Below are 18,084 nucleotides of genomic sequence, written 5' to 3' on the forward strand. Positions count from 1 at the left end.
TAATGTATTATCAGCCAAATGTTGCAACAGCATTTGACAGTGTAAACTATACAATCATGCAAGAAGTTGGGTATGGATGGTTATGGAGACATATTCACGGTGTAGCTGCATCGGTAGTATTTTTGATTATTTACATTCACATGTTTACTGGTATCTACTATGGTTCATATAAAAAGGGCCGTGAGATGATCTGGATTTCAGGTATGCTTCTTTTCGTTGCATTCTCAGCTGAGGCTTTCTCTGGGTATATGCTTCCATGGGGACAAATGTCTTACTGGGCTGGTATGGTTATTACAAACCTTTTTGCTGGTGGTAGCTTACATGCTGATGGTTTAGTTGAATGGATCCGTGGGGATTATGTTCCTGCTCAAGCATTCTTGAACCGTTTCTTTATGCTGCACGTACTTCTTATTCCTTTAGCGATTTTAGGACTCATCGGTTTACACTTTGGTGCACTTCGTATTCCACACGTAAATAACCAAGATGGTGAAGAGATCGATTTTGAAGCAGAAGCTGCAAAATATAAAGCTGGTGATAAAGCAAACTCGAAAGTTATTGCATTCGTAAATGACTTTATGTCAAAAGATATGATGGTTGTTGGAATCTACTTGATTTTCTTCTTCTATCTTGTTTTCTATCATTATGATTTTGCAATGGACCCGGTTAACTTTGACCCTGCAAATGGTCTCAAGACACCAGCACATATCTACCCTGAGTGGTACTTCTTATGGTCTTATGAGATCTTACGTCCGTTCTCTACTGATGTTGGTCTGATTGCATTTGCATTTGCACAGGTTATTTTCTTTGCACTTCCGTTCTTAGACAAGTCACCAAATGCAGTACCTGCATCACGCCGTGGTCTGTTTAAATTCTGGTTCTGGGCAATGTTGATTGATATGATTATTCTGACTGCTATGGGTAAAGTTCCACCTGAAGGCCTCTTCAGTACTATCGGTCTTTATGCAGCACTTACATTTATTGGTCTATGGATAGCACTTCCATTTATCACTAAATTCGAAAAAAAAGTTTAAGGAGTAAAAAGTGAAAGAATTATTTATATTAGCGGTTGTAACTGTTTTTACTCTTTTAACGTACTATTTAGTTGAGCCTTTTGCACACTCTCAAATGCATAAGCATGTAGAGAGTGAAGGTTTTGCATATAAAGATCTTCCTGCACTCACGAAAAAAGGTGATGCTGCTCGTGGTAAAGACTTAGTAATGGGTGCTGGTGCTTGTGCTGGTTGTCACGGTATCGAAGTTGAAGGTATGCCAGCTCCAATGGACCCTGTAACTGCAGCGCAGTCTTATGGTGTTAATCCACCAGATTTATCAAATGCAGGTGCTGTTTTTGATCCTAAGTTCTTAGCGGCACTTATTAAAAATCCTGCACATGCTTTAATGGTTGAGCATAAGTTTGATGCGAACAAAGGTCAAATGCATCCAATGACATCATTCTATGGTGCTGGTGGAGATTTAGACCAAGAAGTTGCTGATATGGTTGCATATTTACAATCAATTGCTCCAAAAGCTGAAGAGTTGACTCCTAAAATGGCATTTGAGACTGCTTGTGGTAGATGTCATGCAATTCACTATCCGTATGTAAAAGATGGTGAAGCACATCCAGCTTGGACTCAAATTGGTGAGAAGCCAACATTTAAGAAAAAACAAGATGCGTTGGCATTTGAGACAAAAGTTCTTGATTACCAAGATGCACTTACAAAATATATGGGTACACTACCACCAGATTTAAGTATGTACATCCGTTCACGTGGTGAGCACTACATCAAAACATTTGTTGAAAATCCTCAGAACTACCTAAAAGGTACTGCAATGCCACGTGTTGGTGTAAGTGCTGAAAGTGCTGAGAAAATCATCGAACATTTAGAAGATGTTGGTGACTCTAAACGTCATATGCGTGAAGAGATTGGTAAAAATGTAATGATCTATATCATCATCTTTGCAATCTTTGCAATCCTTTGGAAAAAAGAGGTATGGAAAGAGCTTCACTAAGCTTTCTTCCTCTTTTTGTCTCCATACCTTTGGTATGGGGACACCCTCCTTTATTACCCTTCTTAAAGTATAGCTTCGATATAATCACTCTATGAGATTTAGAGATATTAAAAAACGACAAAAAAACTCCCAAAAATTAAAAGAAAAAATAAGTGTCAGATATGCATCCTATCCAGATAGAATAAAAGCACTTATTACTGATATGTTTATGATATATGCACCTATTTTGTATCTGATTACCTATGTTGTTATGGGTGGCAAAGATGCCTTTCAATCTTCACAGATGGCACCACTTTTAGGAGTAACATTATATGGGGTCATTTATGCATTTTTACTTGCTAAGTTTGGTCAGACTCCAGGGAAAAAAGCGTATGAGATAAAAGTTGTTGATGATACTACGTATGAAAATATTGGCTTTTTTAGAGCATTGTTGCGTTTCATTGCTTTTTTATTTTCAGCAACAATTCTTTTTGGTCTACTGACACCTTTTTACAGAAAAGATAAAAAAGCACTCCATGACATTATCTGCTCTACTGTAGAAATCTACGTAGATAACAAACATAGCATTTAATATTTCTGATATTTCTGTATAATGGCTCTATAAAAAAGGGAGTTTTATATGAAAAAATTATATCTGTTGTTTATGGCACTCTTTTCGATGAGCTTTGTTGCTTGTTCGAATATGGAAATCGGTTTTGAGGAAGAGAGTATCTTTTATCGTGGTGGTGTGGTCTATATCTATCTTGATGAAGATATGAAAAGTGATGCAAAGTATCGCGTCTATATCAATAATGAAGATACGGAAATCTCGTTGATGCCAGGATATAAAACACGATTTGGAATCAAGCCGGGTGACACACATATAGAGATAGTTCATGGGCGTGAGAGTGCTGCTATAAATATGCATTTAGAGGGATCTAAAAATTATTATCTCCGTGTACAAAAAGCACAAGATGGGCAAATGGAAATTGTAGAGGTAAAAAAAGATAGTATCGACAGTTCTGTACAAAGTACTCCGTTGTATGTAGATGAAAATGAAGAAAATTCTGAAAAAACAGAAGCTAAAGTAGAGAAGTCTGCAGATACAACAGAATCTATAGAGAAAAAAGAGACTCCGCAGAAAAAAACTGAACAAGAGTCTATTGATGAGAAGTCTGTAGATGAACCCAAAGAGGGTGAGACAACCTTTTATTATGATCCGCTTGAAGGTGAGTAAAGCTAAATTCAACTACGCAGGCTATAATACATTTAATATAAAAGATAGGAAAATAGATGCTAATAGACAGCTATGATAGAGTTGTTGATTATCTCCGTATTTCAGTAACTGAGAGATGTAACTTTAGATGTCAATACTGTATGCCTGAGAAACCTTTTTCTTGGGTTCCAAAAGAGAATTTACTCTCTTTTGAAGAGCTTTTTGAGTTTGTCAAAGTCTGTATAGATGAGGGTATCCGTAAGATACGCATTACAGGTGGAGAACCGCTTTTGCGCGAGGATATAGACAAATTCATTAAGATGATTTACGATTATGAGCCTTCTATTGACCTTGCGATGACAACGAATGCCTTTTTACTTAAAGGTGTGGCACAAAAACTCAAAGATGCAGGACTGAAACGTATAAATGTAAGCATAGATACATTGAAGCCGGAAATTGCACAAAAGATAGCCCAAAAAGATGTTTTGGCAAATGTTCTTGATGGTGTTGATGAAGCACTTCAAGTCGGTCTGAAGGTCAAGGTTAATATGGTGCCTATGAAAAATATGAATGCCGATGAGATTGTAGATGTCTTGGAGTATGCAAAAGAGCGTGGTATGACGATTCGTTTCATAGAGTATATGGAAAATGCCTATGCAAAAGCCGGTATTTCAAGAGTAACAGCAAAAGAGGTCCTGGAGATTTTGTCTCAAAAGTACAACTTTGTAGATGAAGGGTTTGAGAAGGCTTCACCATCAAGGTATTATAAGATGGATGATGGGTATCGCTTTGGAATTATTGAACCGTATGGTGATGATTTTTGTAAAGAGTGTAACCGTATCAGACTTACTGCTGAAGGACATCTCATACCGTGTTTGTATTTTGATGAGGCGATGAGTATCGCAGAGTCTGTCAAAAAAGGTGACATTAAAACAGCAGCTTTGGTTTTAAAAGAGGTTGTCAGAAATAAACCTGAAAAGAATCGTTGGGGTGGAGATGATGATGAGGTCTCCCAACGTGCTTTCTATGAAACCGGTGGATGATAGAGATAGATGATATATCTTGTTGAACACTTCTACTCTATTCAAGGTGAGGGAAAGTTTGTAGGAAGCCCGAGTCTCTTTTTCCGTTTTGGTGGTTGTAATATGCGCTGTGAGGGCTTTGGATGCAGCGAAGTAGCTCCTGATGGAGTAGAGGTTGTAGGGTGTGATACTGTTTATGCAGTGAACAAAGAGCATTTTGCAAATACATGGATACCGATCAAAGACCATCAACAACTCTTAAATGTTTTAGAGCAGTATGAACTGCCTCACGCAGTCGATATAGTCCTCACTGGTGGTGAGCCGCTTATCTATGCAAATGATGCAGTGTTTGTAAAGTTTTTAGAGGCTTTGGTAGCAAAGGGGCATCGCATAACATTTGAGACAAATGGCTCTTTGGATGTTGATTTTGAGAAATATCCGGTATATAAGAGTTGTGTTTTTGCACTCTCTGTAAAACTCTCAAACTCGAATGAACCTCTTGCAAAACGTCTGCGTGGAGATGTGATTTTTAACATCGCATCTCACGCAGAGGAGGCTTTTTTTAAATTCTCCATCGACAGAGATTCCATTAATATGGCTTTAGAAGATGAGATAGAGAGTATCACTATGCATGCACCAAAGCTCCAAGTATATTGTATGCCGCTTGGTGGAAATAAAGCAGATGTGGAAGCAAATACAGAGCCTCTGATCGAGTTTTGTAAAGCAAAAGGGTATAACTTTAGTGACAGACTTCACATCAGAATCTGGGATGAAAATAAAGGAGTGTAAGCATGATAATACGAAAACTGTTTAAATTTGAAAACGCTCATGTTGTGCGGGGGTGTTCTACTGTAAAGTGCCGCAGCTCCGTACATGGGCACTCCTACAAAGTAGAGCTTCTTTTTGAATCAAATTTCTTAGACAATGGGCAGATGGTTTACGATTTTGGTCTTATGAAGCAAAACATGAAAGATCTGGTTGAGAGCTTTGATCATGCTATTGCGCTTTGGAGCGGAGATGATAAAGAGTACCTTGAAGCTATGAAAAAACACTCTGCACGTTGGGTAGAGTTACCAGTCTCTCCTTCAGCTGAACAATTTTCTCGTGTGATATTTGTAATGATAGATAAGCTTCTCTCTCTGACATCAAAAGTAAATGGAGAACGTGAAGTAAAACTCCACTCTGTAATAGTGCATGAAACAGATACCGGATATGCACAATGTTTTAAAGATGATGCGTACTCTAAAGAGATGGGTAATATTGACCTGCATGAGATATCTTTCTCCAAGCAGATACATACAGATTTTAAAGATGCAAGACTCTGGGAGAAAATTTTACAAGAAGAGAGCTTTCTTAATTCCTCTTCAGTTTAAGTTGGCACTTAAAAACTGACAAAATCTTTAAAAGTATCACTTGTAAAACTAAACTTCGTACTGATAACTTTTACGTCACTTCCCTCTTCTATAAATCCACATGATTCGCTGATAATTATGAAACTGTTTGCCTCAGCAAGAGGTGATATCATTCCTGGTGAGAACTGCTCACATACGGTAAAAAATTTTCCGTCAAAATATCCTGGAGTCACAGAGCGTCTGCCAGCACGCAGTTTATAGTCATTTTTCATTTTTGCAGTGATGGGTTGGATGAATTTCTCACGTGCTCCACTCATAGCGTAGATGATAGCACGGCCAAAAAGTTCAAAGTTCAGTGCAGCTGCCAATGGATTTCCCGGAAGATTGAGAATGACCTTATCACCAATTTTTCCAAATGTTGTCGGTTTTCCCGGTTTTATCTCTACCTTATCAAAGAGTATCTCGTACCCAAAAGTACCAAAAGCTTCTTTTGTAAAGTCTGCATCACCGACACTTACCCCACCACTTGTAATGATGATGTCACAATCAAGTGCACTCTTTATATGTGCATGAATGTCTTCTAAGGTGTCGTGCGCTGTACCGATAAATTCGACTTCACACCCAAGTTCTTTGGCACGAGAGAGCAGAGTAGGTGTGTTAGTATTGTAGAGTTGATACTCTGTTACTTGCTCAAAGTGCATTTTCAGCTCATTTCCTGAAGCAAAAAGGGCAATACGAGGTTTTTTATGTACCTTTATATGACTAATGCCCTGAGAAGCAAGAAGTGTAATCTGGTGGGCATCAAGCTTTTGTCCTTTGTGTAAAAGAGCTTGTTCTTTTTTGATGTCCTCTCCTGCAAAACGGATATGTTTGGACATGGTCAGATTGTGGGGCAACTTTATACCACCCTCGCACTCTTTTGTATCTTCAACAGGAACGATACATTGCGTTCCCAAAGGGATACGGGCCCCTGTCATTATTTTGATCGCTTCTCCATGAGAGAGCTCACCTTCAAAGTTGTCTCCCGCAAAGATAGTGCATTTTACTTTGACACACTTTCCACTGTCTTCTATCTTTACTGCATAGCCATCCATCGCTGAATTGTCATAAGGCGGAAGATTATGCGATGCTGTGATATCTTCTGCCAAGATGTATCCTAGAGCCTCTTCGATAGGGATGATTTTTAAAGATTTTGGTTTTATATTTGTATAGATTAGTTCAAGTGCTTTTTCAATTGTAACTGCCATAATGGGACTACCCCTTTTTTAAATTGACATATTATAATATAATTTCGCTATGAATGAAATGTATAACATGGGTTTAGACCTACACTCTTGGAGTGCGGTAGCAGTTTTAGGTATGATTTTTTTAAATCTTTTTATATTGATCAGTGCAAAAGATCTTGCAAAGTACAAAAGAGCCAACTCTTTGTACTGGATGCCGTTAGAGATAACAGTGCTTGGTTCACTGCTTTTTACAGGTATCGTGATGATGGCGGCAAAGCATCTTGACTTTAGTCTAGAAAATATAGCGATGATACTACTTGGTATCGTTTTAATCGTTTTAGAAGCAAAACGTCTCAAAGCTCTAAAATATCTCAGCACAAAAAAAGAGCATGCGTTTAATGCTTATAAGCCGTTTGCGCGAACGATTTTGCAAGTAGAGTTTGTACTGGTTTTTCTAATGAGTCTATGGATGTGGTTGGTATAAGATGATCTACCTCTTACATGCAGATGCCGGTAAGGAGCAGCTCCGCATCAAAGGAGAAGATTTTAAGTATCTCATCAAAGTACGCCGTCACGCTGTAGGAGATGTGATTGCATTTCGCAATAAAGAAAATCTCCAAATGCTCTCTCGTTATAAGCTGAAAGATATTGCACCGCGTGAGGCTCTTTTTGAATTGCAATCTTGTGAAATTGTTATGGTCCAAGCAGAGAAAAGTCTGCATATTGGCTGGTGTGTTATCGATAACAAATCCGTTGAAAAGGTACTCGCTTCACTCAATGAGATAGGTGTGGCAAAGATCACTTTTATTTACTGTGAGCGTAGTCAAAAGAACTTCAAACCTGACTTTAAACGATATGAACGTATCATCGAGGCATCCAATCAGCAGTGTGGACGAACAGAGCTTATGGAGTTTGATAGCTGTAAAAATATAGAGAGTTTTATAGAACTCTATCCTGATACAAAAGTATTTGATTTCACTGAGAAAACCTTAGAGTGTGAGAGTGATTTCCAAACAGTACTTATCGGCTGTGAAGGTGGCTTTTCGCCACGTGAAAAAGAGTTCTTGAAAAATCAGGAAGTTTTTCGGCTTGATACTCCAATGGTACTGCGTTCAGAGTCTGCAACGCTTGCCGTAGCATCAAAGATTTTACTTTAGGTTAATTTTAAAAAATATTTAGGTATAATTCGCTCCATAAAATTCCGCACCCATACGGAATTAAAAAATATATCGATATTCGCACACAAACGAGTATCAAAAGGTAAAAGTATGAAAAAAGGTATCCACCCAGAATTAGTAGACTGTACAGTTACATGTGCATGTGGTAACAGCTTTGTTACAAAGAGTCAAAAACCAGAGATGAGAATCGACATCTGTAATGAGTGTCACCCATTCTTCACAGGTGAAGAGCGTATGGTTGATACTGCTGGTCGTATCGAGAAGTTTAGAGCTCGTTACGGAAAAAAATAGTCAAGAAACTCTCTTGCTAAGTCTAGTTCCAACTCCCATTGGAAACATAGGCGACATCTCACTCAGAGCCATTGAGCTTCTGCGTGAGGCTGATATACTTCTTTGCGAAGATACTCGCGTTACAAAAAAACTTCTCCATATATTACAAGAACGTTATGATTTTACTCCTAAAGAAAATCAAGAATTTATCTCGCTGCACTCGCATAATGAGTCAGCTTTTGTTGAAAAACTCTCTCCCTCTTTTTTTGAGCAAAATATTGTCTATGTAAGTGATGCAGGGATGCCGGGAGTGAGTGATCCTGGTCAGACACTGATTCGTTACTGTATAGAAAACGAAGTAGAGTATGATGTACTTCCGGGTGCAAATGCTGTGCTTACCGCTTTTGTGGCAAGCGGATTTTGCGAGACACAGATGCTCTTTTTTGGTTTTTTGGACCATAAAGGCAGCTCACGCGAAAAGCAGTTGCAAGAAGCGATGCAAAATGGTTATACAACAGTTCTGTATGAATCACCACACCGCCTTGAAAAACTTCTGCGTGAGATAAGTAAAGTTGATGCAAGTCGAGAACTTTTTGTAGCAAAAGAGCTGACGAAAAAATATCAAAGATATCTTCATGGATCAGCAGAAGAGATTTTACAAAAGCTTGATGGAAACTTCAGAGGTGAATGGGTTGTTGTCATTCAAGCAGGTGAGTCTCACGCAAGTTCTGCAATCAGTGAAAGGGACATCTTGGCACTTGATCTGCCTAAAAAAGTGCAGGCAAAGCTTATATCAAAAATAACAGGAGAAAACACAAAATCCTGTTATCAACGCTTACTTGAAAATTAAAAATCAGTTTTTATAAAAATATTTATCTAAGATTTACATTTTGACGTTTTTTTTGGATAAAATACCTACATGTTAATTTATGCCAAACAACCAATATACTATCTTATCAATCATTATCCGCAAAAGATAAAAACACTTTATTTGGCGAAAGAACTTGATAAAAAAGAGTATTCACGTCTGATGAAAATGGGTTTTCCTATAAAACGCATACCTAATGAAGCAGCTGTGAAGATGAGTAAAAATGCAAACCATCAGGGTTTTTTGGCAGAAGTTGAAGAGTATACACTGCATGAGTTTAAAAGCTTTTTAGATAAAGATTTTGTACTTGTATTAGCAGGTTTAACGGATGTTGGAAATATCGGTGCGATTGTGCGAAGTGCGTATGCTTTGGGTGTTGATGCTATTGTTGCATGTGGTGTGAAAAAGCTCAATCTTGAGCCACTACTGCGAACAAGTACGGGTGCACTTTTTGATATGCCTTTTGCTTTGGAGCATAATATTCATAATGTACTTAATGATTTAAAAATGTCGGGTTTTAGATCATATGGTGCAGATATGGGAGGCATAGATATTCGCCAAGCAGAGATTGTGAAAAAGAGAGTGTTGGTTTTAGGTAATGAGGGAGAGGGACTTACATCACGTGTGAGTTCAAAACTAGACACCATTGTAAGCATAAAGATGGCACATGATTTTGACTCGTTGAATGTAAGTGTAGCAGGTGCTATTTTAATGGATAGGATGAGATATGAGTGAAGCGTTAGATAGATTAAAAGATATTGGTGCACAGAAGATTTATGAAGATACACATATCCCGATAGGACATGTACAAGCTATACTCTATGAGAGTTTTGACGGGTTGAACAAGATTCAGTTTGTCGGATTTATCTCTATACTTGAGCGAGAGTATGGAGAGGATTTAAGTGCAGTTCGTTCTCGTGGAGTTGGCTATTTTGATGAAAAAAATGCACCTGATGAAGCCATCACGGATGATGCCATATTTAAATCTTCAAGTAATAAAAAAAATCTTACAATCCTTTACATCATTTTAGCGATCATACTTTTTATCATTGCCATCTCTTTTTCTATGCAATCAGCGAACGATACACTGGACAATGCCATCAAAGAGAATAAAATCATCGAAGATGCAAAGAAAAACATTGTTGTAGATGCAAACATAAGTGATAATAACAGTAGTGATGAAAATGCTTCACTGACAAATGATGAAAAGACTACAGTTGCTCCCGTAAAAGAAGAAAAAGCTCTTCCTCAGAGCTTGAAGATCATAGCAAGAACAAAAGTGTGGCTTGGTTACATTGATGCCGCGACAAATAAAAAGTACCAAAAGATTTTTGAGGGGGAGTTGGATTTAGACCCTACAAAAGAGTGGTTGCTTTATTTTGGACATGGTTATATTGATGTGATTATTAATGGAGAAGAGATAAAGTATAATGAAAAAAATACTTTGAGACTGCACTATGAAAATGGTGAGATCAAACAAATTTCCATCAATGAATTTAGAAGATTAAACAGAGGTAATACATGGTAAAACTTTTACTTTCTCTCCTTTTTCTCTACAGTTTTGCTTTTGCGCAGGATGTAGAGCCTTTGGAGGATGTAAGTGTTCAAGAAGATCCTCTGACGGTTAAAATCAAGAGCTTTTTGAATGAAAAAACCTATGAAGAGAACAAAGGTTTTATCGATGCTATTTTTGATCCCCAAAGTGCATTTTATTATAATGACAGAGTTGATGCGGTAAAGGTTGTACAAACCTTAAAAGAAAATGGCCTTTTAAAGCTTTTTTTTAACTCTCCACAAGAGTTTCAACTCAATTTCAAAACAAACGGTTCACCACTCTTTTTTGTTAAACTGATGAGTGATACACTCAGAAGCATAGGATACTACCGTTATGTAACAACAGCTTCAAATCTTGATGCTTCAGAGTTTACATGGAGTATAAACCTTACTTCAGAGTATGCAACGGATCCACTGGTACTACAAAATCAGCTTCATAAAAGTTCCTGTGAGATTATAGATATAGAAAGAAATGCCCCAAAAGAGTGGACATATATCATAGATATCTCCAATGCAAAGCTCAATGTTAAGACCCTGCATGATAAAGAAGAGATTAAACTCAAACGCTCACTCTATGCACATTGGCTCAATGTCTCAAAGATAAGAACACTCAAAATCAAAAGTTCAAGACGTAACAGTTGGTACCCTAATATTGCCTATTATGACAGCTCTTTGCATCTTGTAAAGATTATAAAAAGAGATAAAATCTACAGAGAGATTCTACTTAACATTCCAAAAAATGCAACATATATCAAAATCTCTGACCTCTATACACTCAAAAATGTAAGGGATGAACTCACGCTAATGCCAAAGGGAAGACGCTAGTTTCTCAAGAATGTTATCTTATTCTAAATATTTTTCGCTAAAATAGCATCAATAATTTTAGGGCACCTCTAAAAACTCTAACAACTCCCAGAGGGATAAAACAAAGATGAAGTTGTGAAGAACTTTTTTTGAGCCATAGCTAAAGCTACGGTGATGAAAAATTCTTTGCAACTTCGCTTTGTTTTATCCTCCCTGCGGGCATAAGAGAAAAGTCCATACTCTGCGTTAAAAGTTATTGCTTTAGCTACGGCTAGAGCTTTAAACTTTTGCCTTGATTATGAAATTTTCTCTTATGCTGAGAATTGTTAGGGTTTTTAGAGGTGCCCTTAAGAGGGCTAAATATGTTTGATGAGTTTACATTTAATAGAGTTGAGAGACTTCCGAAGTATGTCTTTGCAGAGGTAAATGACATAAAAATGGCGGAACGCCGTGCTGGTAAAGATGTCATAGATTTTTCTATGGGTAATCCTGATGGACCAACCCCAGAACACATAAGAGACAAACTTGTCGAATCTGCCCAAAAAACAAAAACTCATGGATATTCTACATCCAAAGGTATTCCAAAACTCCTCAAAGCGATTGCGGACTGGTATGAACGTCGTTATGACTGTCAGCTTGATCCAGAAACTGAGTGTGTGGCTACAATGGGTTCTAAAGAGGGATATGCCCATTTAACATATGCTATCACAAACCCTGGTGATGTGGCAGTGGTTCCAGACCCGACCTATCCAATTCATGAGTACTCTTTTATCTTGGCAGGTGGGAATGTTATCAAGTTTGGTATCGAGTTTGATGAGCACTATCGTTTGGATGAAGACAAATTTTTTGAAAACTTAGACAAGGTTTTCAAAGAGAGCTCTCCAAAACCAAAGTATGTACTTGTAAACTTTCCACACAATCCGACAACAGCTACGGTAACTCCTGAGTTTTATGAGAGACTTGTTGCGATGGCAAAAGAGAAGCGTTTTTATGTCATCTCTGATATTGCTTATGGTGATATCACTTTTGATGGGTATAAAACACCGTCAATTATGCAGGTAAAAGGTGCAAAAGATGTAGCAGTTGAGTCATTCACACTCTCAAAAAGCTACAATATGGCAGGTTGGCGTGTTGGTTTCTTTGTAGGAAACAAAAAGCTCATCGGTGCACTACAAAAGATTAAGTCATGGCTTGATTACGGAATGTTTACTCCTATCCAAGTTGCTGCAACAGTTGCTCTTAACGGTGATCAGCAGTGTGTACGTGATATCACAGAGAAGTACAATCACCGTCAAGAGGTCCTTATTGAGGCATTTGGTCGTGCAGGTTGGCATATCGAGAAAAATGAAGCGACAATGTTTAGCTGGGCGAAGATTCCTGACTGTGTGGCACATTTGGGCTCACTGGAGTTTTCAAAGCGCCTCCTAACAGAAGCCGGCGTTGCTGTGGCACCGGGAATTGGTTTTGGTGAGTATGGTGAGGGGTATGTGCGTATCGCATTAATAGAAAATGATAACCGTATCCGTCAGGCAGCAAGAAATATAAAAGAGTTTTTAAAACAGTTTGACGGCTGTAATCAAGAGAGCAAAAAGTAATGATAAAAGTTGGAATAATCGGTGTAGGAACTGTTGGGACTAGTGTTGTAAATATCTTAAAAGAGAATGCTGATGTCATCTCAGCACGTGCTGGTCGTGATATAGTGGTCAAGAGCGGTGTTGTCAAAAATCTTGCAAAAGATAGAGGGCTTGATATTACGCTTACAGATAATGTTGATGATATCTTAAATGATAAAGAGATTGATATTGTAGTTGAGCTTATGGGTGGTGTTGAGGAGCCTTTTGAAGTTGTAAAACGTGCGCTTGAATCTGGTAAAGCAGTTGTTACTGCGAACAAAGCACTTCTAGCATACCACAGATATGAGCTTCAGGAAATTGCCAAGGATATAGCATTTGAATTTGAAGCTTCGGTGGCTGGCGGTATTCCAATCATCAATGCATTGCGTGATGGTCTTTCTGCAAATCATATAGAATCAATCATGGGTATCATGAACGGTACTTGTAACTATATGATGACGAAGATGACAAATGAGGGTGTGGCATATGATGTGATACTCAAAGAAGCTCAAGATCTAGGATATGCAGAAGCTGATCCAACTTTTGATGTGGGTGGTTATGATACTGCACATAAATTGCTTATCTTAGCATCTATTGCGTATGGGATTGATGCAAAACCTGAAGATATCCTCATTGAGGGTATTGAAAATGTTACCCAAGATGATATCGCTTTTGCAAAAGAATTTGGTTATGCAATTAAACTTTTAGGAATTGCGAAAAAAGACAAGAATGAAGTAGAGCTTCGTGTACATGCCTGTCTTATCAAGCAAGATGAGATGATTGCAAAGATTGACGGTGTAATGAATGGTATCAGCGTTGTTGGTGACAAAGTCGGTGAGACACTTTACTATGGACCGGGTGCCGGTGGCGATGCGACAGCATCAGCTGTAGTGGCAAATATCATCGATATTGCAAGAAGTGGAAAATCTACACCGATGCTTGGATTTAACCGTCCGATGGAAGGCAATACGCTGACACTCAAACCAAGTGAAGATATTGAGAGCAAATATTACCTGCGTATCAATGTTTCAGACAAAACAGGCGTGTTAGCAAAGCTGACAAAAATCTTTGAGACACACAATATCTCTATAGAGACAATGTTACAGCGTCCGAGTGAAAATGAGCGTGCAAATTTACTTATCTCTACACATATAGCAGTTGAAAAAGATATTCAGGCGATGATGTCTGAGCTTGAAGCTCTTGATTTTGTACATACTAAGCCTATGATGATCAGGATAGTATAAAAAAGAGATGAAAATCTTAATTACTGGTGCGAGCAGCGGTCTTGGGGCTGAGTTTGCACGCCAGTATGCCTCGTCAGAAAATGAACTCTATCTTCTTGCACGAAGAGAAGAGAAACTCCTCCAACTTAAAAATGAACTTTTCGATAAATGTAAAAAAATCAGACTGATTGTAGTTGATGTAAGAGATTTTGAACTACTGCAAAATAAGCTGCATGAGATAGAGGCTCTCGATATGGTCATCCTTAATGCCGGTATATCCTTAGGGCATTCCCATACAGAGATGCCAACGATAGCAGAGTTTAAAAATCTCTATGATGTTAATGTCCTCTCGCAACACGCAGTTTTAGAGGTACTTTTACCAAAGATGCAAGCACAAAAAAGTGGCAAAGTTATCTTTATCTCTTCTCTCTCCTCTCTGTTTACCATGCCAAGTGCAAAGGTTTATGCTTCATCAAAACGTGCACTCAATGCTTATGCGGAAGGTATTCGATATAAATATGCTTCGTACGGTATCAAAGTAGTAACAATTTTGCCTGGATTTATTAAGAGTGAACTTACCGATAAAAATGATTTTAACATGCCTTTTTTACTTGAAACAGATGAGGGTGTGAGACGGATGAAACAGGCGATAGATAGAGGTAGAGAGCTTTATGCTTTTCCGCTTAGATTTTATTTAATCATTCGGATTTTGAGTTGGCTTCCATCTGCCTTAAGGCAAAGAATTGTAAACTATCTTGCTTGATTATTGACTGCAGATTTTTTAACAATATTTTATAAAGATAAAAGTAGCCGAGGCGATTGCGAAGTAAACTTTCGCTGAAATCCTCCCTTGCTCACGAGCTTCATAAAACATTGTTAAAAAATCTTATTGGACTATGAAGATAGTTATAGGGAGAGCGGGAAAAATGGAAAATATAGAGACGATAGACAGTGTATGTACCTACTGTGGTGTTGGGTGTGATATAGCAGCACATGTTGATATAAAAGAGAACAAAATCAAAAAGATTTTTGCGCATCCTGATGGTGTGGTTTCACAGGGGAAGCTCTGTATCAAGGGTAAGTATGGTTTTGACTTTGTAGATGCAGATGACAGATTAAGAATTCCACGAATTCGTAAAAGCTTTTTAGAGAAAAACCCTGCTATTAAAGAGGCTGTTGCTTCTGCTTTGGTTGATTTCGATGATACATGGTATGAGTGTGATTTAGATGCCGCAACTACTGCCTGTGCGATGAAGCTGGGAGAGATTCAAACGAACTATGGTCGTAAGGCTGTGGCTTCCATCGGTGGAGCGCGTACTTCTTGTGAATCTTCTTACTTTTTCCAAAAATTTACCCGTCATACACTGAACTCTCCTCACGTAGACAACTGTGCGCGTGTTTGTCACTCTCCATCACTTAAAGGTATGCGTGCAACTATTGGTGAAGGTGCTGCAACAAATCCTTACAATGATATCTACAATGTCGAGTTTATGATAGTTATTGGTTCCAATACAACAGAAGCACACCCAATCATTGCCAATAGAATCCTTGATGTGGCACGTGAGCATGATAATTTGGCTGTTTTTGATGTACGTGAGATAAAACTGCACCGTTTTGCAAAATACAAAGCAATTATGCCGCATGAAGCAAATCTGTTGATACTCAATATGCTCGCTTATGTCATCATCGATGAAGAGCTTTATGATGAGAGTTTTATAGAGGACAGAACAAAAGGTTTTGCAGAGTTTAAAGAGAAGATCTTAAATGACCCGTATGCAAATCCGGACTATTTTAATGAAATAGAGGGCTATGAATACCTCTCAAAACTTGTACGCAAAGTAGCGCGTGAGTATGCTCTAAAGAAGTCAATGATTTTCTGGGGACTTGGCATTACTGAGCATTTAGATGGCTCCTATGCTGTAATGGCTATAACACACCTTGCTCTTATGACAGGTAACATCGGTAAGGCAGGAGCGGGACTTATGCCGCTTCGTGGTCAGAACAATGTTCAAGGTACTTGTGATATGGGAATGCTTCCATATTATGACCCTGATTATCAGGAGCCAAAAGAAGTTGGTCTTATGACACCACAACTTGTCGATGAGATGCTTGAAGGCAGACTCAAGGCAGTACTGAATATTGGTGAAGATCTCACGCACATCCATCCAAATCTCAATAAAATCGACCGCGCATTTGAAGAGTTGGAGCTTCTTTTTGTACAAGAGCTTTTTATGACAGATGTAGCAAATCGTGCGGATATTGTTGTGGGTGTAAAATCTGCATATGAAAAAACAGGTGTCTATGTCAATGCTATGCGTCGTCTGCATCTCTCTCAGCCACTTGTCAAATCAGATCTGCCGGATGACTGGGAAGTACTCCAAATTTTAGATAATAAAATGGGAGGTGATGCCAACTATAAAAGTTCACAAGATGTTTGGCAAGAGGTGCAACGTGTAGCGTATCGCCGTTTTAGTGGAGCAGATTATCACAGACTTGAGAAGCATCGCAAACGTGGACTGCAGTGGCCGGTTCATACCGAAGATACACCAATTTTGCATCAACTGGACTTTAGAACAGATGATGGTTATGGATACTTTAAGTATCATCAGTACAAACTGCGTGGAATGATAGAGGAGATAACAAACAAAAATCTTCAGGGCTACCATCTTACAACAGGACGAACACTTGCACACTACAACAATGCAGCACAAACAAAGCGCAGTGACAAGCTCAATGACAGATATGATGAAGATATCTTGCTTGTATGTGAAGAGGATGCTGCTGACTTTACGAGTGAAAAAGTGATACTCAAAAGTGAGTTTGGAGAGACAAATCCGCTTAGAGTAAAGATTACAAATAAAGTGCGTCCTAAGACACTCTTTGCAACCTTTCATCATGCCAAAAGTCGTATCAATGCACTGTTTGGTGATGCAAGGGATGAATTGATTCTTACTGCTGCTTTTAAAACCATAAAAGTTGAAGTAATTAACTGCTAGATGAGCAGAGCAAAAGGCAATATAGCCGAAGATAAGGCTTGTGCCTATCTGCTTGAAAATGGCTATGAGATAGTTGAGAGAAACGTCTACTCCCGTTTTGGAGAGATTGATATCATTGCATCAAAAGATGAAGTTCTTCATTTTGTTGAGGTAAAAAGTGGTGAAAGTTATGAGCTTGCCATTCAAAACATCACTCCCTCAAAACTCTCCAAGCTCATTAAAACCGCAAATGTCTATATGAAGAAAAACGGCTACAGTGGTGACTACAGTTTTGATGCTGTAGTTGTTCTGCCTCAAACTATAGAGATAGTAGAGAATATTACGCTCTAGTCCTCTTTGCTTAGATCTGCTTCATCCAAGATAGTAAAAAACCCTGCAGGTTCCAGTACTCCAAAGGTTGCAAATAAAATCTTGCCGTTTTGGTCTAAAAAGTAGTGACGTGGTGCACCAAACTTTTCAAACTTGTCAGGAATAGCATGCTGGTCACGTGAGAGATAAATGACCACATAATCTTTTTTAAGTCTATCCATTACACTCTTTTGAGAAAGTGTTTTTTCTTTAAATATCTTACAAAACTTACATGCATCGGCACCGATAAAGAGGTAAATATTTTTATGCTCTTTTTGTGCAAGTTTAACTCCAGCCTTATAGTTATGAATCCAAGAATCAGTTTCATAAGAAAGAAGTGAAGTGATAAATAATAAGCTTAGCAGTAGTGTTTTCATGGCGTAATTATAATGCAGTAGATTTAAGATGAGATTATTTTTAAAAGT

General features: G+C 38.3%; 21 protein-coding genes. 19 read left to right on the forward strand and 2 right to left on the reverse strand.

Annotation, left to right across the window (positions count from 1 at the left end):
- The 7 genes from MNY27_RS07940 to MNY27_RS07970 all read left to right on the forward strand — a co-directional run.
- Nucleotides 1-1,031 (forward strand): cytochrome bc complex cytochrome b subunit (locus MNY27_RS07940; RefSeq protein WP_346392078.1); only part of this gene is annotated, 1,031 nt, incomplete at its 5' end.
- 10 nt (nucleotides 1,032-1,041) lie between these two features.
- Nucleotides 1,042-2,010, forward strand: coding sequence for a c-type cytochrome (locus MNY27_RS07945; protein WP_152183283.1), 969 nt, complete (start codon nucleotides 1,042-1,044; stop codon nucleotides 2,008-2,010).
- A 91-nt stretch (nucleotides 2,011-2,101) separates the two neighbouring features.
- Complete coding sequence (locus MNY27_RS07950; protein ID WP_152183284.1) at nucleotides 2,102-2,581, forward strand: RDD family protein; 480 nt, start codon at nucleotides 2,102-2,104, stop codon at nucleotides 2,579-2,581.
- 48 nt (nucleotides 2,582-2,629) lie between these two features.
- Nucleotides 2,630-3,226 carry a hypothetical protein gene (locus MNY27_RS07955; RefSeq protein ID WP_346392079.1) on the forward strand — a complete coding sequence of 199 codons (597 nt, stop codon included), beginning with the start codon at nucleotides 2,630-2,632 and terminating at the stop codon, nucleotides 3,224-3,226.
- 56 nt (nucleotides 3,227-3,282) lie between these two features.
- Nucleotides 3,283-4,248, forward strand: a complete 966-nt coding sequence (gene moaA / locus MNY27_RS07960) for a GTP 3',8-cyclase MoaA (RefSeq protein ID WP_152183286.1) — start codon at nucleotides 3,283-3,285, stop codon at nucleotides 4,246-4,248.
- A 9-nt stretch (nucleotides 4,249-4,257) separates the two neighbouring features.
- On the forward strand, nucleotides 4,258-5,016 hold the full coding sequence (locus MNY27_RS07965; protein ID WP_152183287.1) for a 7-carboxy-7-deazaguanine synthase QueE: 759 nt from the start codon (nucleotides 4,258-4,260) through the stop codon (nucleotides 5,014-5,016).
- A 2-nt stretch (nucleotides 5,017-5,018) separates the two neighbouring features.
- Nucleotides 5,019-5,600 (forward strand): 6-carboxytetrahydropterin synthase, encoded by a 582-nt coding sequence (locus MNY27_RS07970; RefSeq protein ID WP_346392080.1) that lies wholly within the window; start codon nucleotides 5,019-5,021, stop codon nucleotides 5,598-5,600.
- 8 nt (nucleotides 5,601-5,608) lie between these two features.
- Here the strand turns inward: MNY27_RS07970 and glp are convergent, their stop codons facing one another.
- A complete protein-coding gene (gene glp, locus MNY27_RS07975; protein WP_346392081.1) occupies nucleotides 5,609-6,826 on the reverse strand; it encodes a gephyrin-like molybdotransferase Glp in 1,218 nt (405 codons plus the stop codon).
- 49 nt (nucleotides 6,827-6,875) lie between these two features.
- On the opposite strand from glp, the gene MNY27_RS07980 reads away from it, so the two are divergent.
- The 12 genes from MNY27_RS07980 to MNY27_RS08035 all read left to right on the forward strand — a co-directional run bounded on the left by MNY27_RS07980 (nucleotide 6,876) and on the right by MNY27_RS08035 (nucleotide 17,641).
- Entirely contained in the window at nucleotides 6,876-7,289 is a 414-nt protein-coding gene (locus MNY27_RS07980; protein ID WP_346392082.1) for a hypothetical protein, read from the forward strand.
- Nucleotide 7,290: 1 nt separating this feature from the next.
- Nucleotides 7,291-7,962 carry a 16S rRNA (uracil(1498)-N(3))-methyltransferase gene (locus tag MNY27_RS07985; RefSeq protein WP_152183291.1) on the forward strand — a complete coding sequence of 224 codons (672 nt, stop codon included), beginning with the start codon at nucleotides 7,291-7,293 and terminating at the stop codon, nucleotides 7,960-7,962.
- Between the two features lie 111 nt (nucleotides 7,963-8,073).
- Entirely contained in the window at nucleotides 8,074-8,274 is a 201-nt protein-coding gene (rpmE, locus tag MNY27_RS07990; RefSeq protein ID WP_152183292.1) for a 50S ribosomal protein L31, read from the forward strand.
- Between the two features lie 13 nt (nucleotides 8,275-8,287).
- Complete coding sequence (gene rsmI / locus MNY27_RS07995) at nucleotides 8,288-9,103, forward strand: 16S rRNA (cytidine(1402)-2'-O)-methyltransferase (protein WP_152183293.1); 816 nt, start codon at nucleotides 8,288-8,290, stop codon at nucleotides 9,101-9,103.
- Between the two features lie 69 nt (nucleotides 9,104-9,172).
- On the forward strand, nucleotides 9,173-9,856 hold the full coding sequence (gene rlmB, locus MNY27_RS08000; RefSeq protein WP_152183294.1) for a 23S rRNA (guanosine(2251)-2'-O)-methyltransferase RlmB: 684 nt from the start codon (nucleotides 9,173-9,175) through the stop codon (nucleotides 9,854-9,856).
- A complete protein-coding gene (locus tag MNY27_RS08005) occupies nucleotides 9,849-10,649 on the forward strand; it encodes a hypothetical protein (RefSeq protein WP_152183295.1) in 801 nt (266 codons plus the stop codon). Before rlmB ends, MNY27_RS08005 begins: the two co-directional genes overlap by 8 nt.
- Nucleotides 10,643-11,500, forward strand: a complete 858-nt coding sequence (locus MNY27_RS08010; protein ID WP_152183296.1) for a hypothetical protein — start codon at nucleotides 10,643-10,645, stop codon at nucleotides 11,498-11,500. The genes MNY27_RS08005 and MNY27_RS08010 overlap by 7 nt, the downstream gene beginning before the upstream one ends.
- A gap of 341 nt (nucleotides 11,501-11,841) precedes the next feature.
- Nucleotides 11,842-13,074, forward strand: a complete 1,233-nt coding sequence (locus MNY27_RS08015; RefSeq protein WP_152183297.1) for an LL-diaminopimelate aminotransferase — start codon at nucleotides 11,842-11,844, stop codon at nucleotides 13,072-13,074.
- Entirely contained in the window at nucleotides 13,074-14,336 is a 1,263-nt protein-coding gene (locus MNY27_RS08020; protein ID WP_152183298.1) for a homoserine dehydrogenase, read from the forward strand. The genes MNY27_RS08015 and MNY27_RS08020 overlap by 1 nt, the downstream gene beginning before the upstream one ends.
- A 7-nt stretch (nucleotides 14,337-14,343) precedes the next feature.
- A complete protein-coding gene (locus MNY27_RS08025; RefSeq protein ID WP_152183299.1) occupies nucleotides 14,344-15,078 on the forward strand; it encodes an SDR family NAD(P)-dependent oxidoreductase in 735 nt (244 codons plus the stop codon).
- A gap of 163 nt (nucleotides 15,079-15,241) precedes the next feature.
- Nucleotides 15,242-17,311, forward strand: a complete 2,070-nt coding sequence (locus tag MNY27_RS08030; RefSeq protein ID WP_346392086.1) for a molybdopterin-dependent oxidoreductase — start codon at nucleotides 15,242-15,244, stop codon at nucleotides 17,309-17,311.
- Nucleotides 17,312-17,641, forward strand: a complete 330-nt coding sequence (locus tag MNY27_RS08035; protein ID WP_346392083.1) for a YraN family protein — start codon at nucleotides 17,312-17,314, stop codon at nucleotides 17,639-17,641.
- Here MNY27_RS08035 and MNY27_RS08040 read toward each other — a convergent pair.
- Nucleotides 17,638-18,036, reverse strand: a complete 399-nt coding sequence (locus MNY27_RS08040; protein ID WP_152183302.1) for a DUF255 domain-containing protein — start codon at nucleotides 18,034-18,036, stop codon at nucleotides 17,638-17,640. The genes MNY27_RS08035 and MNY27_RS08040 overlap by 4 nt on opposite strands.
- Between the last annotated feature and the right edge of the window lie 48 nt (nucleotides 18,037-18,084).

Source organism: Sulfurimonas sp. NWX79 (assembly GCF_039667035.1).
Classification (GTDB): Bacteria; Campylobacterota; Campylobacteria; order Campylobacterales; family Sulfurimonadaceae; genus Sulfurimonas; species Sulfurimonas indica.